General features: G+C 42.2%; 16 protein-coding genes. 14 read left to right on the top strand and 2 right to left on the bottom strand.

Annotated features, from left to right (window positions below; all coding sequences use genetic code 11):
- Nucleotides 1-28 precede the first annotated feature (28 nt).
- The 14 genes from flhA (at nucleotide 29) to EVU92_RS15975 (ending at nucleotide 14,185) form a co-directional block, all read left to right on the top strand.
- On the top strand, nucleotides 29-2,140 hold the full coding sequence (gene flhA / locus EVU92_RS16040) for a flagellar biosynthesis protein FlhA (RefSeq protein ID WP_130052063.1): 2,112 nt from the start codon (nucleotides 29-31) through the stop codon (nucleotides 2,138-2,140).
- Nucleotides 2,141-2,160: 20 nt separating this feature from the next.
- Complete coding sequence (gene flhF / locus EVU92_RS16035; protein WP_130052062.1) at nucleotides 2,161-3,642, top strand: flagellar biosynthesis protein FlhF; 1,482 nt, start codon at nucleotides 2,161-2,163, stop codon at nucleotides 3,640-3,642.
- Nucleotides 3,635-4,495 (top strand): MinD/ParA family protein, encoded by an 861-nt coding sequence (locus tag EVU92_RS16030; protein WP_130052061.1) that lies wholly within the window; start codon nucleotides 3,635-3,637, stop codon nucleotides 4,493-4,495. The genes flhF and EVU92_RS16030 overlap by 8 nt, the downstream gene beginning before the upstream one ends.
- A 26-nt stretch (nucleotides 4,496-4,521) precedes the next feature.
- Nucleotides 4,522-5,232, top strand: a complete 711-nt coding sequence (locus EVU92_RS16025) for an RNA polymerase sigma factor FliA (RefSeq protein ID WP_054553325.1) — start codon at nucleotides 4,522-4,524, stop codon at nucleotides 5,230-5,232.
- A gap of 40 nt (nucleotides 5,233-5,272) precedes the next feature.
- On the top strand, nucleotides 5,273-5,656 hold the full coding sequence (gene cheY / locus EVU92_RS16020; RefSeq protein WP_016708035.1) for a chemotaxis response regulator CheY: 384 nt from the start codon (nucleotides 5,273-5,275) through the stop codon (nucleotides 5,654-5,656).
- A gap of 17 nt (nucleotides 5,657-5,673) precedes the next feature.
- Nucleotides 5,674-6,441: a protein phosphatase CheZ gene (locus EVU92_RS16015; protein ID WP_130052060.1), complete on the top strand. Its 768-nt coding sequence runs from the start codon at nucleotides 5,674-5,676 to the stop codon at nucleotides 6,439-6,441.
- Between the two features lie 15 nt (nucleotides 6,442-6,456).
- Entirely contained in the window at nucleotides 6,457-8,754 is a 2,298-nt protein-coding gene (locus EVU92_RS16010) for a chemotaxis protein CheA (RefSeq protein ID WP_130052059.1), read from the top strand.
- 62 nt (nucleotides 8,755-8,816) lie between these two features.
- Nucleotides 8,817-9,980 (top strand): chemotaxis response regulator protein-glutamate methylesterase, encoded by a 1,164-nt coding sequence (locus tag EVU92_RS16005; RefSeq protein WP_130052058.1) that lies wholly within the window; start codon nucleotides 8,817-8,819, stop codon nucleotides 9,978-9,980.
- The gene (locus EVU92_RS16000) at nucleotides 9,973-10,737 is read left to right on the top strand and encodes a flagellar motor protein (protein ID WP_130052057.1); all 765 of its coding nucleotides are present in this window, start codon (nucleotides 9,973-9,975) and stop codon (nucleotides 10,735-10,737) included. Before EVU92_RS16005 ends, EVU92_RS16000 begins: the two co-directional genes overlap by 8 nt.
- A gap of 6 nt (nucleotides 10,738-10,743) precedes the next feature.
- On the top strand, nucleotides 10,744-11,703 hold the full coding sequence (locus EVU92_RS15995) for a flagellar motor protein MotB (protein WP_130052056.1): 960 nt from the start codon (nucleotides 10,744-10,746) through the stop codon (nucleotides 11,701-11,703).
- An 11-nt stretch (nucleotides 11,704-11,714) separates the two neighbouring features.
- Complete coding sequence (locus EVU92_RS15990) at nucleotides 11,715-12,485, top strand: ParA family protein (RefSeq protein WP_130052055.1); 771 nt, start codon at nucleotides 11,715-11,717, stop codon at nucleotides 12,483-12,485.
- Between the two features lie 2 nt (nucleotides 12,486-12,487).
- Nucleotides 12,488-13,246 (top strand): chemotaxis protein CheW, encoded by a 759-nt coding sequence (locus tag EVU92_RS15985; protein ID WP_130052054.1) that lies wholly within the window; start codon nucleotides 12,488-12,490, stop codon nucleotides 13,244-13,246.
- A 21-nt stretch (nucleotides 13,247-13,267) separates the two neighbouring features.
- Complete coding sequence (locus tag EVU92_RS15980) at nucleotides 13,268-13,765, top strand: chemotaxis protein CheW (protein ID WP_054553251.1); 498 nt, start codon at nucleotides 13,268-13,270, stop codon at nucleotides 13,763-13,765.
- Nucleotides 13,766-13,780: 15 nt separating this feature from the next.
- Nucleotides 13,781-14,185 (top strand): DUF2802 domain-containing protein, encoded by a 405-nt coding sequence (locus EVU92_RS15975; protein ID WP_130052053.1) that lies wholly within the window; start codon nucleotides 13,781-13,783, stop codon nucleotides 14,183-14,185.
- Nucleotides 14,186-14,213: 28 nt separating this feature from the next.
- On the opposite strand, the gene EVU92_RS15970 is transcribed toward EVU92_RS15975, so the two are convergent.
- Nucleotides 14,214-14,522: an EscU/YscU/HrcU family type III secretion system export apparatus switch protein gene (locus tag EVU92_RS15970; RefSeq protein WP_130052052.1), complete on the bottom strand. Its 309-nt coding sequence runs from the start codon at nucleotides 14,520-14,522 to the stop codon at nucleotides 14,214-14,216.
- Nucleotides 14,523-14,527: 5 nt separating this feature from the next.
- Entirely contained in the window at nucleotides 14,528-17,155 is a 2,628-nt protein-coding gene (locus tag EVU92_RS15965; RefSeq protein ID WP_240701324.1) for a flagellar hook-length control protein FliK, read from the bottom strand.
- Nucleotides 17,156-17,176 lie beyond the last annotated feature (21 nt).

Below are 17,176 nucleotides of genomic sequence, written 5' to 3'. Positions count from 1 at the left end.
AGTGTCAATTTTTTGAAATTGTTGAATTATGGAATTTAAAGCGGTATTACAACAACTTAACAGAGATAAAAAAGAATATGCTAAGGGTATCGGTACGCCGTTAATGGTACTTGCTGCGCTGGGTATGGTGATATTACCTCTGCCTCCGTTTCTTTTAGATATTCTTTTTTCGTTTAATATTGCTTTAGCACTCGTGGTGTTACTGGTTACGGTTTATACCATGAAGCCCCTTGAATTTGGTATGTTCCCGGCGGTTCTACTGATTGCAACTATCATGCGCTTAGCGCTGAATGTTGCCAGTACCCGTGTGGTATTGCTAGAAGGTCATAATGGTGGAGATGCAGCTGGTAAAGTTATCGAGGCCTTTGGCTCGGTTGTTATCGGCGGTAACTATGCTGTTGGTTTAGTGGTCTTCCTTATTTTAATCATTATTAACTTTGTGGTTATCACCAAAGGTGCTGGCCGTATTTCTGAAGTATCAGCTCGCTTTACTCTTGACGCAATGCCTGGTAAACAAATGGCGATTGATGCTGACTTAAACGCAGGTTTTATCAGTGCAGAGCAAGCCCGTGAACGCCGTGAAGAAGTCACCCGTGAAGCCGACTTCTATGGTTCAATGGATGGTGCTAGTAAGTTCGTAAAAGGCGATGCAATAGCAGGTATCGTCATTCTAGTGATCAATATCGTTGGTGGTTTATTCGTCGGTATGATCCAACATGACTTATCTTTCAGCCGTGCGATGGAAGTCTACACCTTGTTGACTATTGGTGATGGTCTTGTTGCACAGCTGCCTTCACTGTTACTTTCTATCGGTACTGCAATCGTTGTTACTCGTCAGAATGAGTCGCACAATATGGGCGACCAAGTTAAGACACAGCTAGGTAACGAAAAGTCACTTTATATTGCATCAGGTATTCTGATCATCATGGGTCTAGTACCAGGTATGCCGCACATCGCGTTTTTAAGCTTAGGTGCTTTACTTGGTTACCTTGCTTATTTCACACAACAACAAAAAGCCAAAGCAGAAGCTGAAAAAGCAGAGCAAGAAGCAAATGGTGGTGCGCCTGGTACTGGTGTTGCCAATAAACAAGAACAAAAAGAGCTTGGCTGGGATGACGTACAGCAAGTTGATGTTATTGGTTTAGAAGTGGGTTATCGCTTAATTCCACTTGTTGACCAATCTCAAGGTGGTGAACTGCTAAATCGTATTAAAGGTGTACGTAAGAAACTTTCTCAGGAGCTTGGTTTCTTAGTACCTCCTGTACATATTCGTGATAACTTAGAACTCGACCCTAATGCATACAGAATCACTATGATGGGTGTTTCAAGCGGTGAGGGTGAGCTTAAACATGGTGATGAGCTAGCGATTAATCCAGGCCAAGTATTTGGTCCAATCAAAGGGGTTGCCACAAAAGACCCTGCATTTGGATTAGATGCGGTTTGGATCAAACCTGACCAAAAAGATGAAGCACAATCACTTGGCTATACCGTCGTTGATTCAGCAACGGTAGTTGCAACTCATATTAGTCAGTTACTCACGAACAGTGCTGCTTTACTACTTGGTCATGAAGAAGTACAAAACTTATTAGATATGTTAGCGAAGAGTCATCCACGTCTTGTTGAAGGACTGGTTCCTGACGTATTACCACTTACTACTATCGTAAAAGTGCTACAAAACTTACTCAATGAAGGGGTGGCAATTCGCGATATGCGCTCGATTGTTCAAACCCTTGTTGAGTATGGTCCACGTAGCCAAGACCCTGATGTACTAACGGCTGCAGTGCGAATTTCACTTCGCAGACTTATCGTTCAAGATGCTGTTGGTATGTCTTCTGAGATCCCTGTCATTACCTTGGCGCCTGAGTTGGAACAGATGTTGCATCAGTCACTTCAGAATGCAGGTGACGAAGGTGCCGGAATAGAGCCAAGCCTTGCAGAGCGACTTCAACAATCATTGAATGAAGCGCATCAAAACCAAGAAATGGCCGGTGAACCTTCGATACTGTTAACGTCAGGAATGTTACGTACTGTGTTATCTCGCTTCGTTAAGTACACAATCCCAGGTTTAAGGGTGATGTCTTATCAAGAGGTACCAGACGAAAGACAGATTAAGATTGTCAGCTCAGTAGGCCAACAATAGGATAGTAAAGGGGTTGAACCATGAAAATTAAACGTTTTTTTGCTAAAGATATGCGCACTGCACTGAAAGAAGTGAAAGATGAGTTAGGTGTTGATGCGGTTATTATGTCGAACAAAAAGCTTGCTAACGGCGTTGAAATCGTTGCAGCTGTTGATTACGACAAAGCAGCCCCGAAAGCCGAAGCTAAACCTGCAGTGGCACAATCAGCACCTGCACCACAGCATAATTTTGTTAAGCCTGAGCCAATGCGTGCTAAACCTGAGCCGCAAGCGAAAGTTGCTGATAGCCTACAAGCGTTACTTGAGCGTCAAGCCCCACGCCCTCGTTCGCCAGAGCTGGCGTCAATGTTTAGTCAATCTGGTATTGATACGAGTGAACATTATCAACCAAAAGAACCAAGCTTTGAGCAGCAACAGCCTGAATATAAGCAAGCTCCTCGTTATCAGCAGCAAGCAGCACCTCGTGTACAAACTCAAGCTCATAGCCTAGGGTTTGATGACGATTTAGACGCAGGTTTTGATGATTTAGACTCACCCGCTGATCATAAAAACTCAGCCCCAGCTAATCAATCAGAAATGACGACTATGCGCGAAGAAATGAATGCGATTCGTCAATTACTTGAACACCAAGTATCTGGATTAATGCAACAAGATATGGCGCGCCGTGATCCAACACGCGCTTGTATGATTGATCGTTTAGCTGGTATGGGGATTGAGCGTGATGTTGCTGAGCAAATGGCGTGTTTTATTCCTGATGATGTATCTCGCCAACAAGCATGGCAAGCGCTGCTGCAAATGGTTGAAAACCAAATGCATACAACTAACAACGAAATCCTACGCCAAGGTGGAGTTTTTGCACTAGTTGGTCCAACGGGCGTTGGTAAAACAACCACAGTTGCTAAATTAGCAGCACTTGGAGCACAAAAATATGGTGCTGATAAAGTTGCACTGATCACCACTGATACATACAGAATTGGTGCCTACGAACAATTGGCTACTTATGGTCGTATTATTGGTTGTGGTGTAAAGCAAGTAAAAGATGCGAATGAATTAGCTGAAGTGTTATACCATTTACGTAATAAGCGTCTAGTATTAATAGACACTGCGGGTATGAGCCAACGAGATTTACGCTTAACTGAACAATTAAACACCTTAATGCGTAATCAGCGTGTTGATATTCGTAGTTATTTAGTATTAAGTGCTACAGCGCAGATAAATGTGTTGCAAGAAACCGTAAGACACTTTAAAAAGGTTCACCTAAGTGGCTGTATCTTCACTAAATTGGATGAATCTTTAAGTTTAGGTGAGATTATTAGCATAGCGATTCAAAATCGTCTGCCAATAGGGTATCTTACTAACGGTCAGCGCGTTCCTGAGGATATTCGCGTAGCGAATGCTGAAAAACTAGTGAAAAAAGCTGAACAATTGTATTTAAAACGAGCAAAAGCACAACATTCAAGACGTCAAGCAGTAGCGTCGAACACAGTAGGGATGTATGATTAACACAGTATTAGATCAAGCAAGCGGCCTGCGCAAAATGAATCAAAATAATAATAGTGGCGTTAAAGTTATCGCTGTTACTGGCGGTAAAGGTGGAGTGGGTAAAACCAACGTCTCACTCAACACCGCAATCGCATTAGGCCAGCAAGGAAATCGTGTATTAGTATTAGATGCCGATTTAGGTTTGGCAAACTGTGACGTGATGCTTGGCCTTCGTGTTGAACGTAACTTATCTCATGTTTTGTCGGGCGAGTGTGAGCTTGATGAAATTCTCGTTGAAGGCCCTGCAGGAATCAAAATTGTACCAGCAACGTCTGGTTCTCAAAGTATGGTTGAATTATCGCCATCTGAGCATGCAGGTCTTATACGTGCATTTAGCGAGTTAAACACTGAGTTTGATATTTTAATTGTTGATACCGCCGCAGGTATTTCAGACATGGTATTAAGCTTTTCTCGTGCAGCCCAAGACGTTGTTGTAGTTGTATGTGATGAACCCACCTCAATTACTGATGCTTACGCACTTATAAAAGTACTTAGCCGTGAGCATGGCGTATATAAATTTAAAATTGTTGCCAATATGGTGCGCAGTTTGCGTGAAGGGCAAGAATTATTTGCTAAACTTTCAAAAGTAACGGATCGTTTTTTAGATGTTTCGATGGAGTTAGTAGCAACCATTCCTTATGACGAGAACATGCGTAAGTCTACGCGCCGTCAAAAAGTAATCGTTGAATTATTCCCGAATTCACCAGCAGCGGTGGCGTTTAAAACATTAGCAACAAAAGCAGTTAAATGGCCGATCCCTAATCAACCGTCTGGCCATTTAGAATTTTTTATTGAAAAACTAGTAAACGGCTAACTATGACAACATCGGTGAATAAAGCGATGGGATATCAATCAGCACAAAATTTAAATGCGATTGTTGAAAAACATGCCTCTTTAGTGAAAAAAGTGGCGTGCCATCTAATTGCTCGTTTACCTGCCAGTGTGCAACTCGATGATTTAATTCAATCAGGCATGATAGGCCTGATTGAAGCGTCAAAAAACTTTGATGCTAGCAAAGGTGCTAGTTTTGAAACCTTCGCAGGTATTCGTATTCGTGGTGCTATGCTGGATGAAATTCGCCGAGGTGACTGGGCTCCACGTTCAGTTCACCGAAATGCCCGCCTAGTGGCAGAAACCATTGCCGAATTAGAGAGCACGTTAAATCGTGAACCAAAAGACACTGAAGTAGCTGAAAAACTTGATATTACACTGGATGAGTACCATCATATTCTACATGATGTAAATTCTAGTAAAGTATTAGGCATTGAAGACTTAGGCGTGGATGAAGATGTCATCACACCAGTAGGTCAGGATTTAGGACTAGACAAACCGTTTAATAACGTTAAAAATGAGCGGTTTAACCAGTCTCTATTAACGGCTATCCAATCGTTACCAGAAAGAGATGCTCTCGTTTTGTCTTTGTACTACAACGACGAAATGAACTTAAAAGAAATAGGACACATACTCGATGTTAGCGAGTCGCGTGTGAGTCAAATACATGGTCAGGCGATGATTAAGCTCAAAGCAAAAATCAATGACTGGATTAATTAGTAGTAAGTAAATAAAGGTTCAAACCTCACCGGAGGATGTTTTGGATAAAAACATGAAAATTCTTGTTGTTGATGATTTTTCTACAATGAGACGTATCATTAAAAATCTATTAAGGGATTTAGGTTTTACCAATGTGCAGGAAGCTGACGACGGTTCAACAGCATTGCCAATGCTACAAAATCAAGAATTTGATTTTGTTGTAACAGATTGGAACATGCCTGGTATGCAAGGTATTGATTTGTTACGCGCAATTCGTGCTGATGATAGCCTTAAGCATATTCCTGTGTTAATGGTGACAGCTGAAGCGAAAAAAGAACAAATTGTTGCTGCTGCTCAAGCAGGTGTTAATGGCTATATCGTTAAACCATTCACTGCTGCGACACTTAAAACCAAATTGGAAAAAGTGTTTGAACGTTTAGGTTAATCTAAGGGGAGAGGCTTATGTCAGCACTTGCTGCGCCTCAAATAAGTTTAGAGCAAGCTCGTCAACTTGTTGAGTATCTTGAAAATGGTGAACAAGAAAAAGCTGATAAGCTAATTCTTGATGCTGCGTCAAAAGAGCAATCAGAGTTGTTTGCTGAAGTCGGTAAATTGACGCGTCAACTTCATGAAGCGTTAAAAAACTTTGACCTAGATACTCGTCTCGCTGATTTAACTACCGACGCTATCCCAGATGCTAAGCAGCGCTTAAATTATGTTATGGAAATGACAGAGAGTGCCGCCAATAAAACTATGGATGCAGTTGAAGCAAGTTTACCGATAGCGCAACAACTTGCTGATGAAATTGCTGCAATTAAGCCTACTTGGGATCGTTTAATGAACCGAGAAATTGAACTCGGTGAATTTAAATCGTTATGTCATAGCCTAGATAAGTTCATGAATAACTCGCACACAAAAACCGATGAGCTTCAAGGCTTGATGACCAATGTGCTGATGGCGCAGGATTATCAAGATTTAACTGGACAAGTTATTCGTCGTGTCATTGAACTAGTGCGAGAAGTAGAAGACAGTTTAATTAATCTCTTAACTGTGTTTGGCAGTCAAGAAGATGGTCATCAACAACAAGAAAAACAGGCCATAGAAAAAGCACCTGCACCAAGTGACACACTAGCAGGTCCTGAAGGGCCGATTATTGATAAAGAGTCTCGCGATGATGTTGTTTCAGGACAAGATGAAGTCGATGATCTATTATCAAGTCTGGGCTTCTAAGAGGAGAGTAGCTGCATGAGCTTTGAAGTCGATGAAGATATATTACAGGATTTCCTTGTTGAAGCAGGAGAAATCTTAGAGCTATTGTCGGAGCAATTAGTTGAGCTTGAAAACAACCCAGAAGACAAAGATCTATTAAACGCCATTTTTAGGGGCTTCCACACTGTTAAAGGTGGTGCAGGTTTCTTAAGTATGACTGAACTTGTTGATGCTTGTCATGGCGCAGAGAATGTTTTCGATTTATTACGCCAAGGTGTACGCACTGTTACGCCTGAGCTAATGGACGTAATATTACAAGCCCTTGATACTATTAATGAAATGTTCGCCACGATTCAAAATCGCGAACAACCAGAGCCTGCAGATCCAGCCCTATTAGAAGTCCTTCATAAATTAAGTCAGCCGCCTACTGCAGAAGAGCTTGCAGGTGAAGATTTATCTGTAGCAGAGGACGTTGCAGTTGCACCTGAAGAACCAGCAGTTGAAGAGGTTGTTGTTGATACGCCTGAAGTCACAGCAGATACAGCAACAGACAACATCGATGAAGATGACCCATTTGCGTTCGATATGTTATTTGATGGCGGCGGTCTTGCTGATAGCAGCGCTGAGTCTCAAAATATTGACGAAATCACTGAAGATGAATTCGAAAGCCTGTTAGATGAGCTGCATGGAAAAGGCCAAGGACCAGCAGCATCTGCTCCTGAGTCAAATAGCAGTGACAGTGATGATATTACCGATGATGAATTTGATAGTTTATTAGATGAATTGCACGGTGTTGGTAATTTTGGGGAAGTAAAACAAGATAATACTGCCAAGCCTGAAGCTACAAGTTCTATTGAGCCAGCCTCTGCCACCCCTACTGCGGAGGCAGCAAGCAGCGATTCAGACGATGAAATTAGTGATGATGAGTTTGAGGCACTTCTTGACGAGTTACATGGCAAAGGCACAGCTCCTCAATCATTGGAAAGTTCAACCGCGGAAAAAGCACCTGAGCCACCAAAAGCTGAACCAGCAAAACCTGCTCAGCCTGCAGCCTCTAAACCGGCACCTGCACCTGCACCGAAACCTGCAGCTGCAGCTAGTAAACCTGCTCCAGCTCCTGCAAAAGCGCCAGCAGCTTCAGCGGCACCGAAAAAGGCTCCGCCTCCACAGGCAGAAACAACGGTTCGTGTTGATACCAAACGTCTTGACGAAATCATGAACATGGTTGGTGAGCTTGTATTGGTTCGTAACCGCTTGGTAAGTCTTGCGAATAACAGCAACAGTGAGTCAATGGGTAAAGCCATCTCGAACCTAGACGTGGTAACCGCGGACTTACAAGGTGCGGTAATGAAAACCCGGATGCAGCCAATTAAGAAAGTATTTGGTCGTTTCCCACGCGTAGTTCGTGACTTAGCTCGTAGCTTGAAAAAAGACATTAATCTGCAGCTAGTAGGTGAAGAAACCGATTTAGATAAAAACCTTGTTGAAGCACTTGCTGATCCATTGGTGCACTTAGTGCGTAACTCTGTAGACCATGGTATTGAAATGCCAGATGTGCGTGAAGCTGCAGGTAAACCGCGTACAGGTACAGTCACGCTCTCAGCATCACAAGAAGGTGATCATATTCTGCTTACCATTCGTGATGATGGTGCTGGTATGGATGCTGATAAGCTGAAAAAAATCGCAATCAGCAAGGGTGTAATTGATCATGATCAAGCAAGCCGTTTGTCGGATACAGAAGCATACAACCTAATATTTGCTCCTGGTTTCTCAACGAAAGAAGAGATCTCTGATATTTCAGGGCGCGGTGTCGGCATGGATGTGGTTAAAACTAAAATAACCCAGTTAAATGGTTCGGTTAACATCCAGTCGGAATTGGGCGTAGGTACTGCACTAGAAATTAAGGTGCCATTAACGCTTGCTATCTTACCAACTCTAATGGTTGTTGTAGGTGAGCAAACCTTTGCTCTACCACTTGCTGGCGTAAGCGAAATTTTCCACCTTGATTTAACTAAAACTAACGTAGTTGATGGCCAACTGACAATAATAGTTCGTCAAAAAGCGATTCCGCTTTTCTATTTACAACATTGGTTAGTAAAAGGTGCCAACCGCCAAGAGCGTAAAGCAGAAGGTCACGTGGTGATTGTACAAATAGGTACTAAACAAGTGGGCTTTGTTGTTGACTCATTAATTGGTCAAGAAGAGGTGGTTATCAAACCTTTAGATGCCTTATTACAAGGCACGCCAGGAATGGCAGGTGCGACAATTACTTCTGATGGTGGGATTGCATTGATCCTCGATGTACCTAGTATGCTTAAACATTACGTTGGCTAATAATAAATAATAAAGTGCAGTGTTTAGCTGCACTTTAAATGATATAAAACAAGAGAGTGCCAATGGCAGTCAAAGTATTAGTTGTTGATGATTCAAGCTTTTTTCGCCGCAGAGTAAGCGAAATTTTAGAGCAAGACAGCAATATTCAGGTAATTGGTTTTGCCGTTAATGGTCGTGAGGCGGTAGATAAAACCCGTGAATTAAGACCTGATGTAATTACTATGGATGTTGAGATGCCAGTTCTTGATGGCATTAGTGCTGTGAAAGAAATAATGGCAGCAACACCGACTCCTATTTTAATGTTCTCATCACTCACCCGTGATGGTGCAACAGCAACCCTCGATGCACTTGATGCTGGTGCTTTAGATTTTTTACCGAAAAAATTCGAAGACATTGCACGTAATAATGAAGATGCAATCGCGCTTTTACAAAATAAAGTAAAAGAAATTGGTCGTCGTCGCCTCTCTCGTTTTTCGCGTCCGGCACCTATTTCGAGACCAACTCCGGCTCCTGCACCAAGGGGCAGTAGCGCTACAAGTACTAGCAGCGATATTGTTCAGCCTGATCGCAGCTTTAGCCGTTCAGCTCCTGCTAGTTCGCCTGCGGAATCGTCATCGAGTACAAGTAAAATTCGAGCTTCGGGCAAGCAATATCAATTGGTTGCTATTGGTACATCAACTGGTGGGCCGGTTGCGCTACAGACCATTTTAACTCAGCTGCCTGCTAACTTTCCGCATCCTATTTTGCTTATTCAACATATGCCAGCTGCGTTTACTCCTGCTTTTGCAGCACGCCTCAATGGTTTATGCAGAATCAATGTGAAAGAAGCGCAAAATGGTGACCGCTTAATGCCAGGTACAGCCTATTTAGCGCCAGGTGGTCAACAAATGTTGATTGAAGGGCGGAGCGGCTCTCGTACATTACGTGTGTTTGAAGATGATAGCCCACGTATTACTTATAAGCCAAGTGTTGATGTCACCTTTGCGAGTGCAGCAAAAACCTATGGCGGTGATGTTCTAGCCGTGGTGTTAACGGGTATGGGTGCTGATGGTCGTGATGGAGCGCGTATGCTTAAGCAAGTCGGTGCAACTATTTGGGCGCAAGATGAAAAAACCAGTGTAGTGTATGGTATGCCACAAGCCGTTGCGAATGCTGGTTTGGCTAGTGAAAGCTTAGCGCTCACAGATGTTGCAGCCCGCCTAACGCGTGAGACTGGCTGTGGATAAGCTGTCTTTTCTCGGCTTAATTATCGCAATTAGTGCTATTGCATTTGGTTATGCATTAGAAGGCGGCGTTGTCACAGCTTTGTTCAATGGACCTGCGCTGATTATTGTTCTTGGCGGTACGCTTGGGGCTGTTATGCTCCAGACCCCTGGTAGTGTTTTTGCAAAAACACTCAAAATTAGTCATTGGGTGTTCTTTCCGCCATATAATGATATTGATGCAGCTATCGAACAAGTAAAGCGCTGGTCGCACAAAGCACGCCAAGAAGGTTACTTAGCGCTTGAATCTGAGGCACTTACTCATACAGACCCATACGCGGCAAAAGGGTTGAGCCTACTCGTTGATGGTATCGATGAGCAAAAGCTTAGAGATACCCTTGAAATTGACTTAATGCTTGAACGAGAGCGCTTGTTAGAGGTTAGCCGAGTTTATGAAGCGATGGGGGGTTATAGCCCAACAATTGGTATTTTAGGTGCGGTACTTGGTTTGATTCAGGCAATGCAATTTATAACAGATCCTGAAAAATTGGGTGCGGGTGTCGCCACCGCTTTTATCGCTACCATCTACGGTGTAGGTTTAGCTAATTTATTATTCTTACCTATGGCCAATAAGTTAAAGCAGCAAATTGAACAAAAGATGCTGTATCATGAATTACTTGCTGAAGGCATTATTGCTATCTCGCAAGGTGAAAGCCCACTGAATATAGAACTAAAACTTGAGGCGTACCGTGTTGAGCGTCCAAGCTTAGTTGAAGAGTAATTTATTATGATGCGCCGTCGTCTGCGTCATAACACGTCAAAAAACCAACATACCGAGCGTTGGCTTGTTTCTTATGCCGATTACATGACTATCATGTTTGCTTTTTTTGTGGTCATGTATGCCATAGCAATTAATAAAAATGAAGACTTTCAAATTCTCTCCGATTCGCTTGAGCAGGTTTTCGAGAAATCAGCTCGTGAGCAACAGCAAGTTGGAACCGGAGTGAACGGCACCGGAATTTTAACAGACAGAGTCAGTCCAGAAAAAGACATTCTTTACGGTGAAAGTATCCGAAAGGATGAGCAAGGGCCTGAATTACTTGATGGGCAAAGTGAAACGAGTAATATTGATAAAAAGCATCTAGGCAAGCCCCTTGATAGTTTGCTAACTAAACTACAATCTGCACTCATTGATGAAATTCGTGATGGTGAAGCAAGTTTAGAGCTTCATCAAGACTGGCTTATTATTGAACTAAGCTCAGGTATGTTGTTTTCTTCGGGCAGTGCTGTTGCACAGCAACGTGCAAAGGAAGTTGTAGGTTTAGTTAGAGATATTATAGCGCCTGTTGATAACTATATCCGCGTGCGTGGTTATACTGATAACGAAGGTATTCGTAATGAAATGTTTCGCTCTAACTGGGAGTTATCGGTAGCCCGTGCAACATCAATACTTGTTGAACTTGAGAGTTTAGGTATTAATCCTGCTCGAATGGCTATTGAAGGTTATGGTGAATATTCACCTTTCGCTAGTAATGACACTGAGCAAGGTCGCGCGGAGAACCGTAAAGTGGTCGTAGCGTTATCGAAGTATGGTTTACCCCCCGAAGAGCCGCAAAGTACTGAACAAGAATCACAAAATCAACCGGAAAAGACGACAGAAATTGAGTTGCCAAGTGATGATAACAGCATTAAAGTGATTCAATTACCGCACGGTGGCATTAGGATTACCACGCGCAATGAACAATAATAAGGTGTGATGTGAAAGTTTGGACCGTAGCGAATCAAAAAGGTGGGGTAGGGAAAACAACAACAGCTGTTAGCCTTGCTGGCATTCTTGCTTTACAAGGAAAACGAGTGTTACTTATTGACACTGATCCGCACGCATCATTAACTTATTATTTTGGCATTGACTCTGAAGAGCTTGAAGTCAGCGTGTATGATATCTTTGCACGCGGCAATAGTATGGCCAGTGAAGAAGTTTTACAGGCTCTGTGCCCATCTACGCTAGAGAATCTTGACATTTTACCGGCGACAATGGCAATTGCTACGCTAGATAGAAGCATGGGCAATAAAAATGGTATGGGTCTGATACTTAAAAAAGCACTAGCTAAAATTAGTGACCATTACGATTATGCAATTATTGATTGCCCACCTGTTTTAGGTGTTTTAATGGTGAATGCACTTGCCGCGAGCGAACGGATATTAGTACCAGTACAAACAGAGTTTTTGGCCTTGAAAGGTCTTGACCGTATGATGCGTACGATGGAGCTGATGCAAACATCGCAAGCAAAACAGTACCAATATACGATTATTCCAACAATGTACGACAAACGTACTAAAGCATCACTTGAAGCTTATAAGACTCTGCAGGATAATTACAAAGATAAAGTATGGTCAGGCGTGGTGCCCGTCGATACAAAATTTCGAGATGCTAGTTTAGCACAACAGGTGCCGATTCAATTTTGCCCACGCTCACGTGGCGTGTTTGCATATCGCGCACTGCTTGATTACTTAATTGCACAGGGTTAAAGATGAGTAAGCATTTATTTGCCAATGAAAAAGTGATGACCCAATATTTGGGCGCTTTGTTGTGTGAAGATGAGCCTACTGAAGAAAATCTAGAGCCGGTTGCAAAGTTACTGGAGCAGGTTAAAGAGCCTGAAACTAAGACAGAAGAAAAGCTGACAGAGGTTCAGCCTACCCCAAAATCTGCTTTACCGACCCCTGAACCGACTAAAGAGCTTGAGAAAACCGAGAACCAAGCTAATATCAAAGATATAGTTGCAGAACCTAAAGCTGAACTGGTTGCAAAAACTTCGTCTGATCGTCAAGAAGACTATTTTGATGGTGAGTTTCAGGCGTTGTTCTTTGAAGTGGCGGGTTTAACTCTTGCTGTACCTTTAAAAGCATTAGGGGGAATTCATCAGCTGGGAGAGGTTAATCAATTATTTGGCAAGCCTAAATGGTTTAAAGGTGTAATGCTTAACCGAGAAGAAAAGCTTAATGTTGTTGACACAGCACGCTGGGTAATGCCAGAAAAATATGATGAAAAATTAGAACAATCACTAAATTATCAGTATTTAATCACCTTAGGCGACAGTCAATGGGGATTATTGGCTGAAAAGCTCGTAAATAATATTACGCTTCGTAAAGAAGATGTAAAATGGCGAGCGAAATCAGGTAAGCGGCCTTGGCTTGCAGGTGTCATCAAAGAGAAAATGTGCGCCTTGATTGACGTTGAAAATTTAAATCAATTGCTAGAGCAGGGCTTAGACAGCCGTGAGCAGTAACTATTTTTACGGAGTAATAGCATGAGTGAAGAAAGACTACTGTCAGCAAATAAAAACGCTGATAGCAACGATGAAGTGTTACAGTGGGTAACCTTTAAACTTGAAGAAGAAACGTACGGCATTAATGTAATGCAAGTACAAGAAGTACTTCGCTATACAGAAATTGCTCCTGTGCCAGGTGCGCCTTCTTATGTGTTAGGTATCATCAACTTACGCGGTAATGTTGTTACTGTTATCGATACTCGTGCGCGTTTTGGTCTGATGGGCGCAGAGGTAACTGATAATTCACGTATCGTCATCATCGAAGCAGAAAAGCAAGTGATCGGTATTTTAGTCGACAGTGTTGCTGAAGTGGTTTACCTACGTAGCTCTGAAATTGATAGTGCGCCAAATATTGGCACTGAAGAGAGTGCTAAGTTTATCCAAGGCGTATCAAACCGTGATGGTGAGTTATTGATCTTGGTTGATCTTAATAAATTATTAAATGACGATGAGTGGGACGAGCTAAGCGCACTATAAGCGTTTGGAAATTATATGCTGTTATACTCTTTGTTTGGTGCCTCAATCTTGCTTGTATTAGTGTGTTTGGGGCTTATTTTTGTCAATAACAATAAGCAAGCGGTGGCGATTCAAGCCAAGCAAAAACAGCTACAAGAAGCTCAGCAACAGTTGAGTATTTTGCGTAGCGAAGTAGCTGAAATGCGTGCCGGAATGCTTAGTATTGGCAAACGAGTTGTCGCTGTTGAAGAGAAAAGTAAAGAGCTTGAGCAGCTGCAAGATGCACAAAAATATGATGATCCGAATGCGAAAATTTATTCGCGAGCGGTAAAAATGGTTGAGCTAGGTGCTGATTTAGAAGAAATAATTCGTGAATGTGAATTACCCAGAGCCGAAGCAGAGCTGCTCATGTCACTTCATAAACAAAAAGGCGCCCAATGAGGCGCTTTTTTATTTGAGTTTTTGAACCCTAAGCTTGAATGTTGAGCTTACCCTGAAAATCTTGCCAACCCGGTGGAAATTTACCACGTAATACATATGAAAAAGCAATTAACTCTGCAATCACGTAGTAAAGCTCTTTTGGAATTTCTTCACCTAACTCAAGATGCGATAAGGTTTGTGCTAAGTCAGCATCTTGGTGTATCAAAATACCTTTTTGCTCAGCAAGTTTAACGATTTCTTCAGCCAATTCACCAAAGCCTTTACTGGTTACTCGTGGTGAGCTGCCTGCTTCATATAGTAGGCCAATTGCTGATTTATGCACCGATTGTTCACTCATAAATATTACACCTTAATATTAATAATCGCATGCGATTTATAAAAAGCTTGGTGGCTTGATGTACCTTGCTGCAAGTTTAGCTCGCCTACATTTAAGCCATGGCCAGCTAATTTATGACGCAGTGTTTCTAAGTGCGGATGAGCAAGTGCGGTTACTTCTTGTGAAGAAGCGAGTAACTGACAATCAACTGCTTTATCCATCACCTCTGCGGTAATTTGTAACTTGCCAAGCTGGGCATAATCAAAGTTCAACCGCACAAACCAGACATTCTTAGCTTCGAGTTTATTTTTACTTGGCTTTTTATACTGCCCTAAGCTGATTTCTGTTTGCCCAGTATCAGGAGGTAACTTCATCGGCAAGAAAAACTGCGCCAAAGCACTGTTATCTTGTTGCTGATTGATGGGCGTTGTTTGCACCTGAGCCAAAGTGTTTTTTAGTTGTGAAGCTTCAGCTGCCATAGTTTGCATCGCAGGCTGCTGTAGCTGTTCTAGTAACTTACTGCCGTTAACGGCTTTAAAGTTGGGCACTAACACTTGCAGTAAGGCATCAAGACCTGTCTGATTATTAAAACTAAGGTTGGTTGGTGCTTGGTTAATAATTGGTGCGGCAAGTGTAGCCACTGCTAATTGTTCTAACCCTTGGCTAAAGCTTGCTTGCTGAGTTTGGCTAGGCAGCGCTGTTGGCCTGAGGATACTTAAAAGTTCTCGTTCAATCGTTGTAGGGTGCATGTTTTGACTCGAGATCATGCGATTAAATGCTTGATTAACGAGTCGATTTAAATCTACTGAAGATGATGTATTTTGTTCACTCAGTGCTACAAGTTTTTCTGTTAATTGCACCGGTAGAGGTATGCTTGCTATGGGCTTGCTTTCAGGAAGCGGTAATAGTTTCGAAATCAGTGCCGCTTCAATCGGTCTTATCGGCAATAATGGCTGACTCAAGTTCGGTTCTTTCAAAGCTAAAAAAGGGGCGTGTAATTGAGTTTGCTGCTGAGCAACTTTTTGTAACCCTGCGGTTTGCTCACTAAGTGCTCGAGTCGCTGAGTTTAATGTCGCTTGTTTAGTTTGTATAACCTGCTCACTGCTATTTTTAACTACTGAATTTGCAAGATTACTTTTAACTTGAGCAAGCTGTTCAGGTACAGGCTTACCAGAACTCAGTGTATTAACAGCTTTGTTGTCTGTAGGCGCTGTTTGCAAAGTATTATCTGTGCTCAGCAAAGAAGGTTGTGTTTTGCTACTGTTTGTTGATGATTGACTCGCCTGAGTTTGTGCATTAACAAGCGGCTCTAAACTGACTTTTATTCGCTGCAATAGTTGTATTAAAGGTGCCGCCTTGTTATAGCTTACGGGTAAACTAACTTGCTTTGCAGACTGACTTTCGGTTAATGATTCTGTCTGTTTAGACGTAGGTAATGGCGTATTAGCTGTAACTGGCCCACTGGCTTTTTGCGCTACTTGGAACGCAGCGTATTGTGGCGCGGTTTGTTGAACAGCGGCAAACTTTATTATATTGATTTTATTAGCATTAAAGCCTAGCTGGCTAATCATGTTTTTGCTTTCAATCAGCTGATGCGTTGACTGGTTAACAGCAGCTTTTGTGGTAGCAGGGAGTTTTTCAAAATAGCGCACTGCATCACTAATACGCGTTTTTAAATCAGCAAAACTGTCTTTTAGCCAAGAGCTAATTGGTGAATTTGAGCTGCTCGATGGTGCTAACAACGTATTCTTAGGTTCAACAGCTTGGCTTTTTAATACTTGGTTAAATGTTTCAGACAGCGAATTCTTTAACAGTATTTGTTGCACAGGTGCTTTATTTATCAGTTCAACAGTATTTTTAACTTGCTGGGGGATTAGTTTTAATGCATGCGGGTGAAATTGCCACTGGGCTTGAATCTGTTTGGCTTGCTTTGGCGACATTCTTGAAAGAGGTAGAATTAATTCGTTTTGTTGTTTGTTAGCAACACTCAGTTGCACTTGCTGCCCAGCTAGTTTTAAGTTCATTTCAGGGGTTAGCTTAGCCACCAACTCGGCTACTTTTTGTTGGTTAACACTTTGTTGATGCAATGAATCGCCAAAGCGATTAATAATATTTAAGTTAAAGCTGTTTTGTTGATTGGTAGCAGGCAGCAAAATGGCTTTAAGTGGTGCTTCAGCTTTTAAAAGAGCAACGAGGCTATTGTTAAGAGTAAACTCTGTTTTTAATGTTGGTAGTTGTAGTAAAGGTTTGCTTGGCGCAATTTGAGCTGGGTGTGGCAGATTTGTATTTGCACTCCCTTGCGTTAGCAAGTTCAGTAGTGCTTGTAACTGCTGGCTTTTGCCAAGTGTAATCGTCAGCGGTGATGGTGTGATAGTCAGCTGTTTACCATCACTACTTAATTGAATGTTGGCCGCTAAAAAGCGCTCAGTTTTGAGATTCTCTTGCTCTGTTGATAAGCGTAAAGTTTGCCATGAGTTATTGATTAGCACGTCCATTTGCACGCTGTGCTTACCAATCACAATATTACGGGCAGTTAGGCTCTGCTCAGCCAGCATTTTTAAGGCATCATTTGGTGAGTGTTCTGATGCACTGCTTATTGCTTTTGGGTCTAGATTAAGCTGAGTGCTGAGAGTCAACTGGCTTTGTTTATTCATTATTTTAGATCAAATATAAGT

It is taken from the genome of Pseudoalteromonas sp. MEBiC 03485 (assembly GCF_004195145.1).
In the GTDB taxonomy this organism is placed as follows: Bacteria; Pseudomonadota; Gammaproteobacteria; order Enterobacterales; family Alteromonadaceae; genus Pseudoalteromonas; species Pseudoalteromonas apostichopi.
The sequence above is the reverse complement of the archived record's forward strand: the minus strand, read 5'-3'. Positions and strand labels throughout refer to the sequence as shown.

Coding starts and splice junctions, on each gene's coding strand:
- flhA (WP_130052063.1), top strand. CDS start 29: ATGGAATTTAAAGCGGTATTACAACAACTTAACAGAGATAAAAAAGAA.
- flhF (WP_130052062.1), top strand. CDS start 2,161: ATGAAAATTAAACGTTTTTTTGCTAAAGATATGCGCACTGCACTGAAA.
- EVU92_RS16030 (WP_130052061.1), top strand. CDS start 3,635: ATGATTAACACAGTATTAGATCAAGCAAGCGGCCTGCGCAAAATGAAT.
- EVU92_RS16025 (WP_054553325.1), top strand. CDS start 4,522: ATGGGATATCAATCAGCACAAAATTTAAATGCGATTGTTGAAAAACAT.
- EVU92_RS16015 (WP_130052060.1), top strand. CDS start 5,674: ATGTCAGCACTTGCTGCGCCTCAAATAAGTTTAGAGCAAGCTCGTCAA.
- EVU92_RS16010 (WP_130052059.1), top strand. CDS start 6,457: ATGAGCTTTGAAGTCGATGAAGATATATTACAGGATTTCCTTGTTGAA.
- EVU92_RS16005 (WP_130052058.1), top strand. CDS start 8,817: ATGGCAGTCAAAGTATTAGTTGTTGATGATTCAAGCTTTTTTCGCCGC.
- EVU92_RS15995 (WP_130052056.1), top strand. CDS start 10,744: ATGATGCGCCGTCGTCTGCGTCATAACACGTCAAAAAACCAACATACC.
- EVU92_RS15985 (WP_130052054.1), top strand. CDS start 12,488: ATGAGTAAGCATTTATTTGCCAATGAAAAAGTGATGACCCAATATTTG.
- EVU92_RS15980 (WP_054553251.1), top strand. CDS start 13,268: ATGAGTGAAGAAAGACTACTGTCAGCAAATAAAAACGCTGATAGCAAC.
- EVU92_RS15975 (WP_130052053.1), top strand. CDS start 13,781: ATGCTGTTATACTCTTTGTTTGGTGCCTCAATCTTGCTTGTATTAGTG.
- EVU92_RS15970 (WP_130052052.1), bottom strand. CDS start 14,522: ATGAGTGAACAATCGGTGCATAAATCAGCAATTGGCCTACTATATGAA.
- EVU92_RS15965 (WP_240701324.1), bottom strand. CDS start 17,155: ATGAATAAACAAAGCCAGTTGACTCTCAGCACTCAGCTTAATCTAGAC.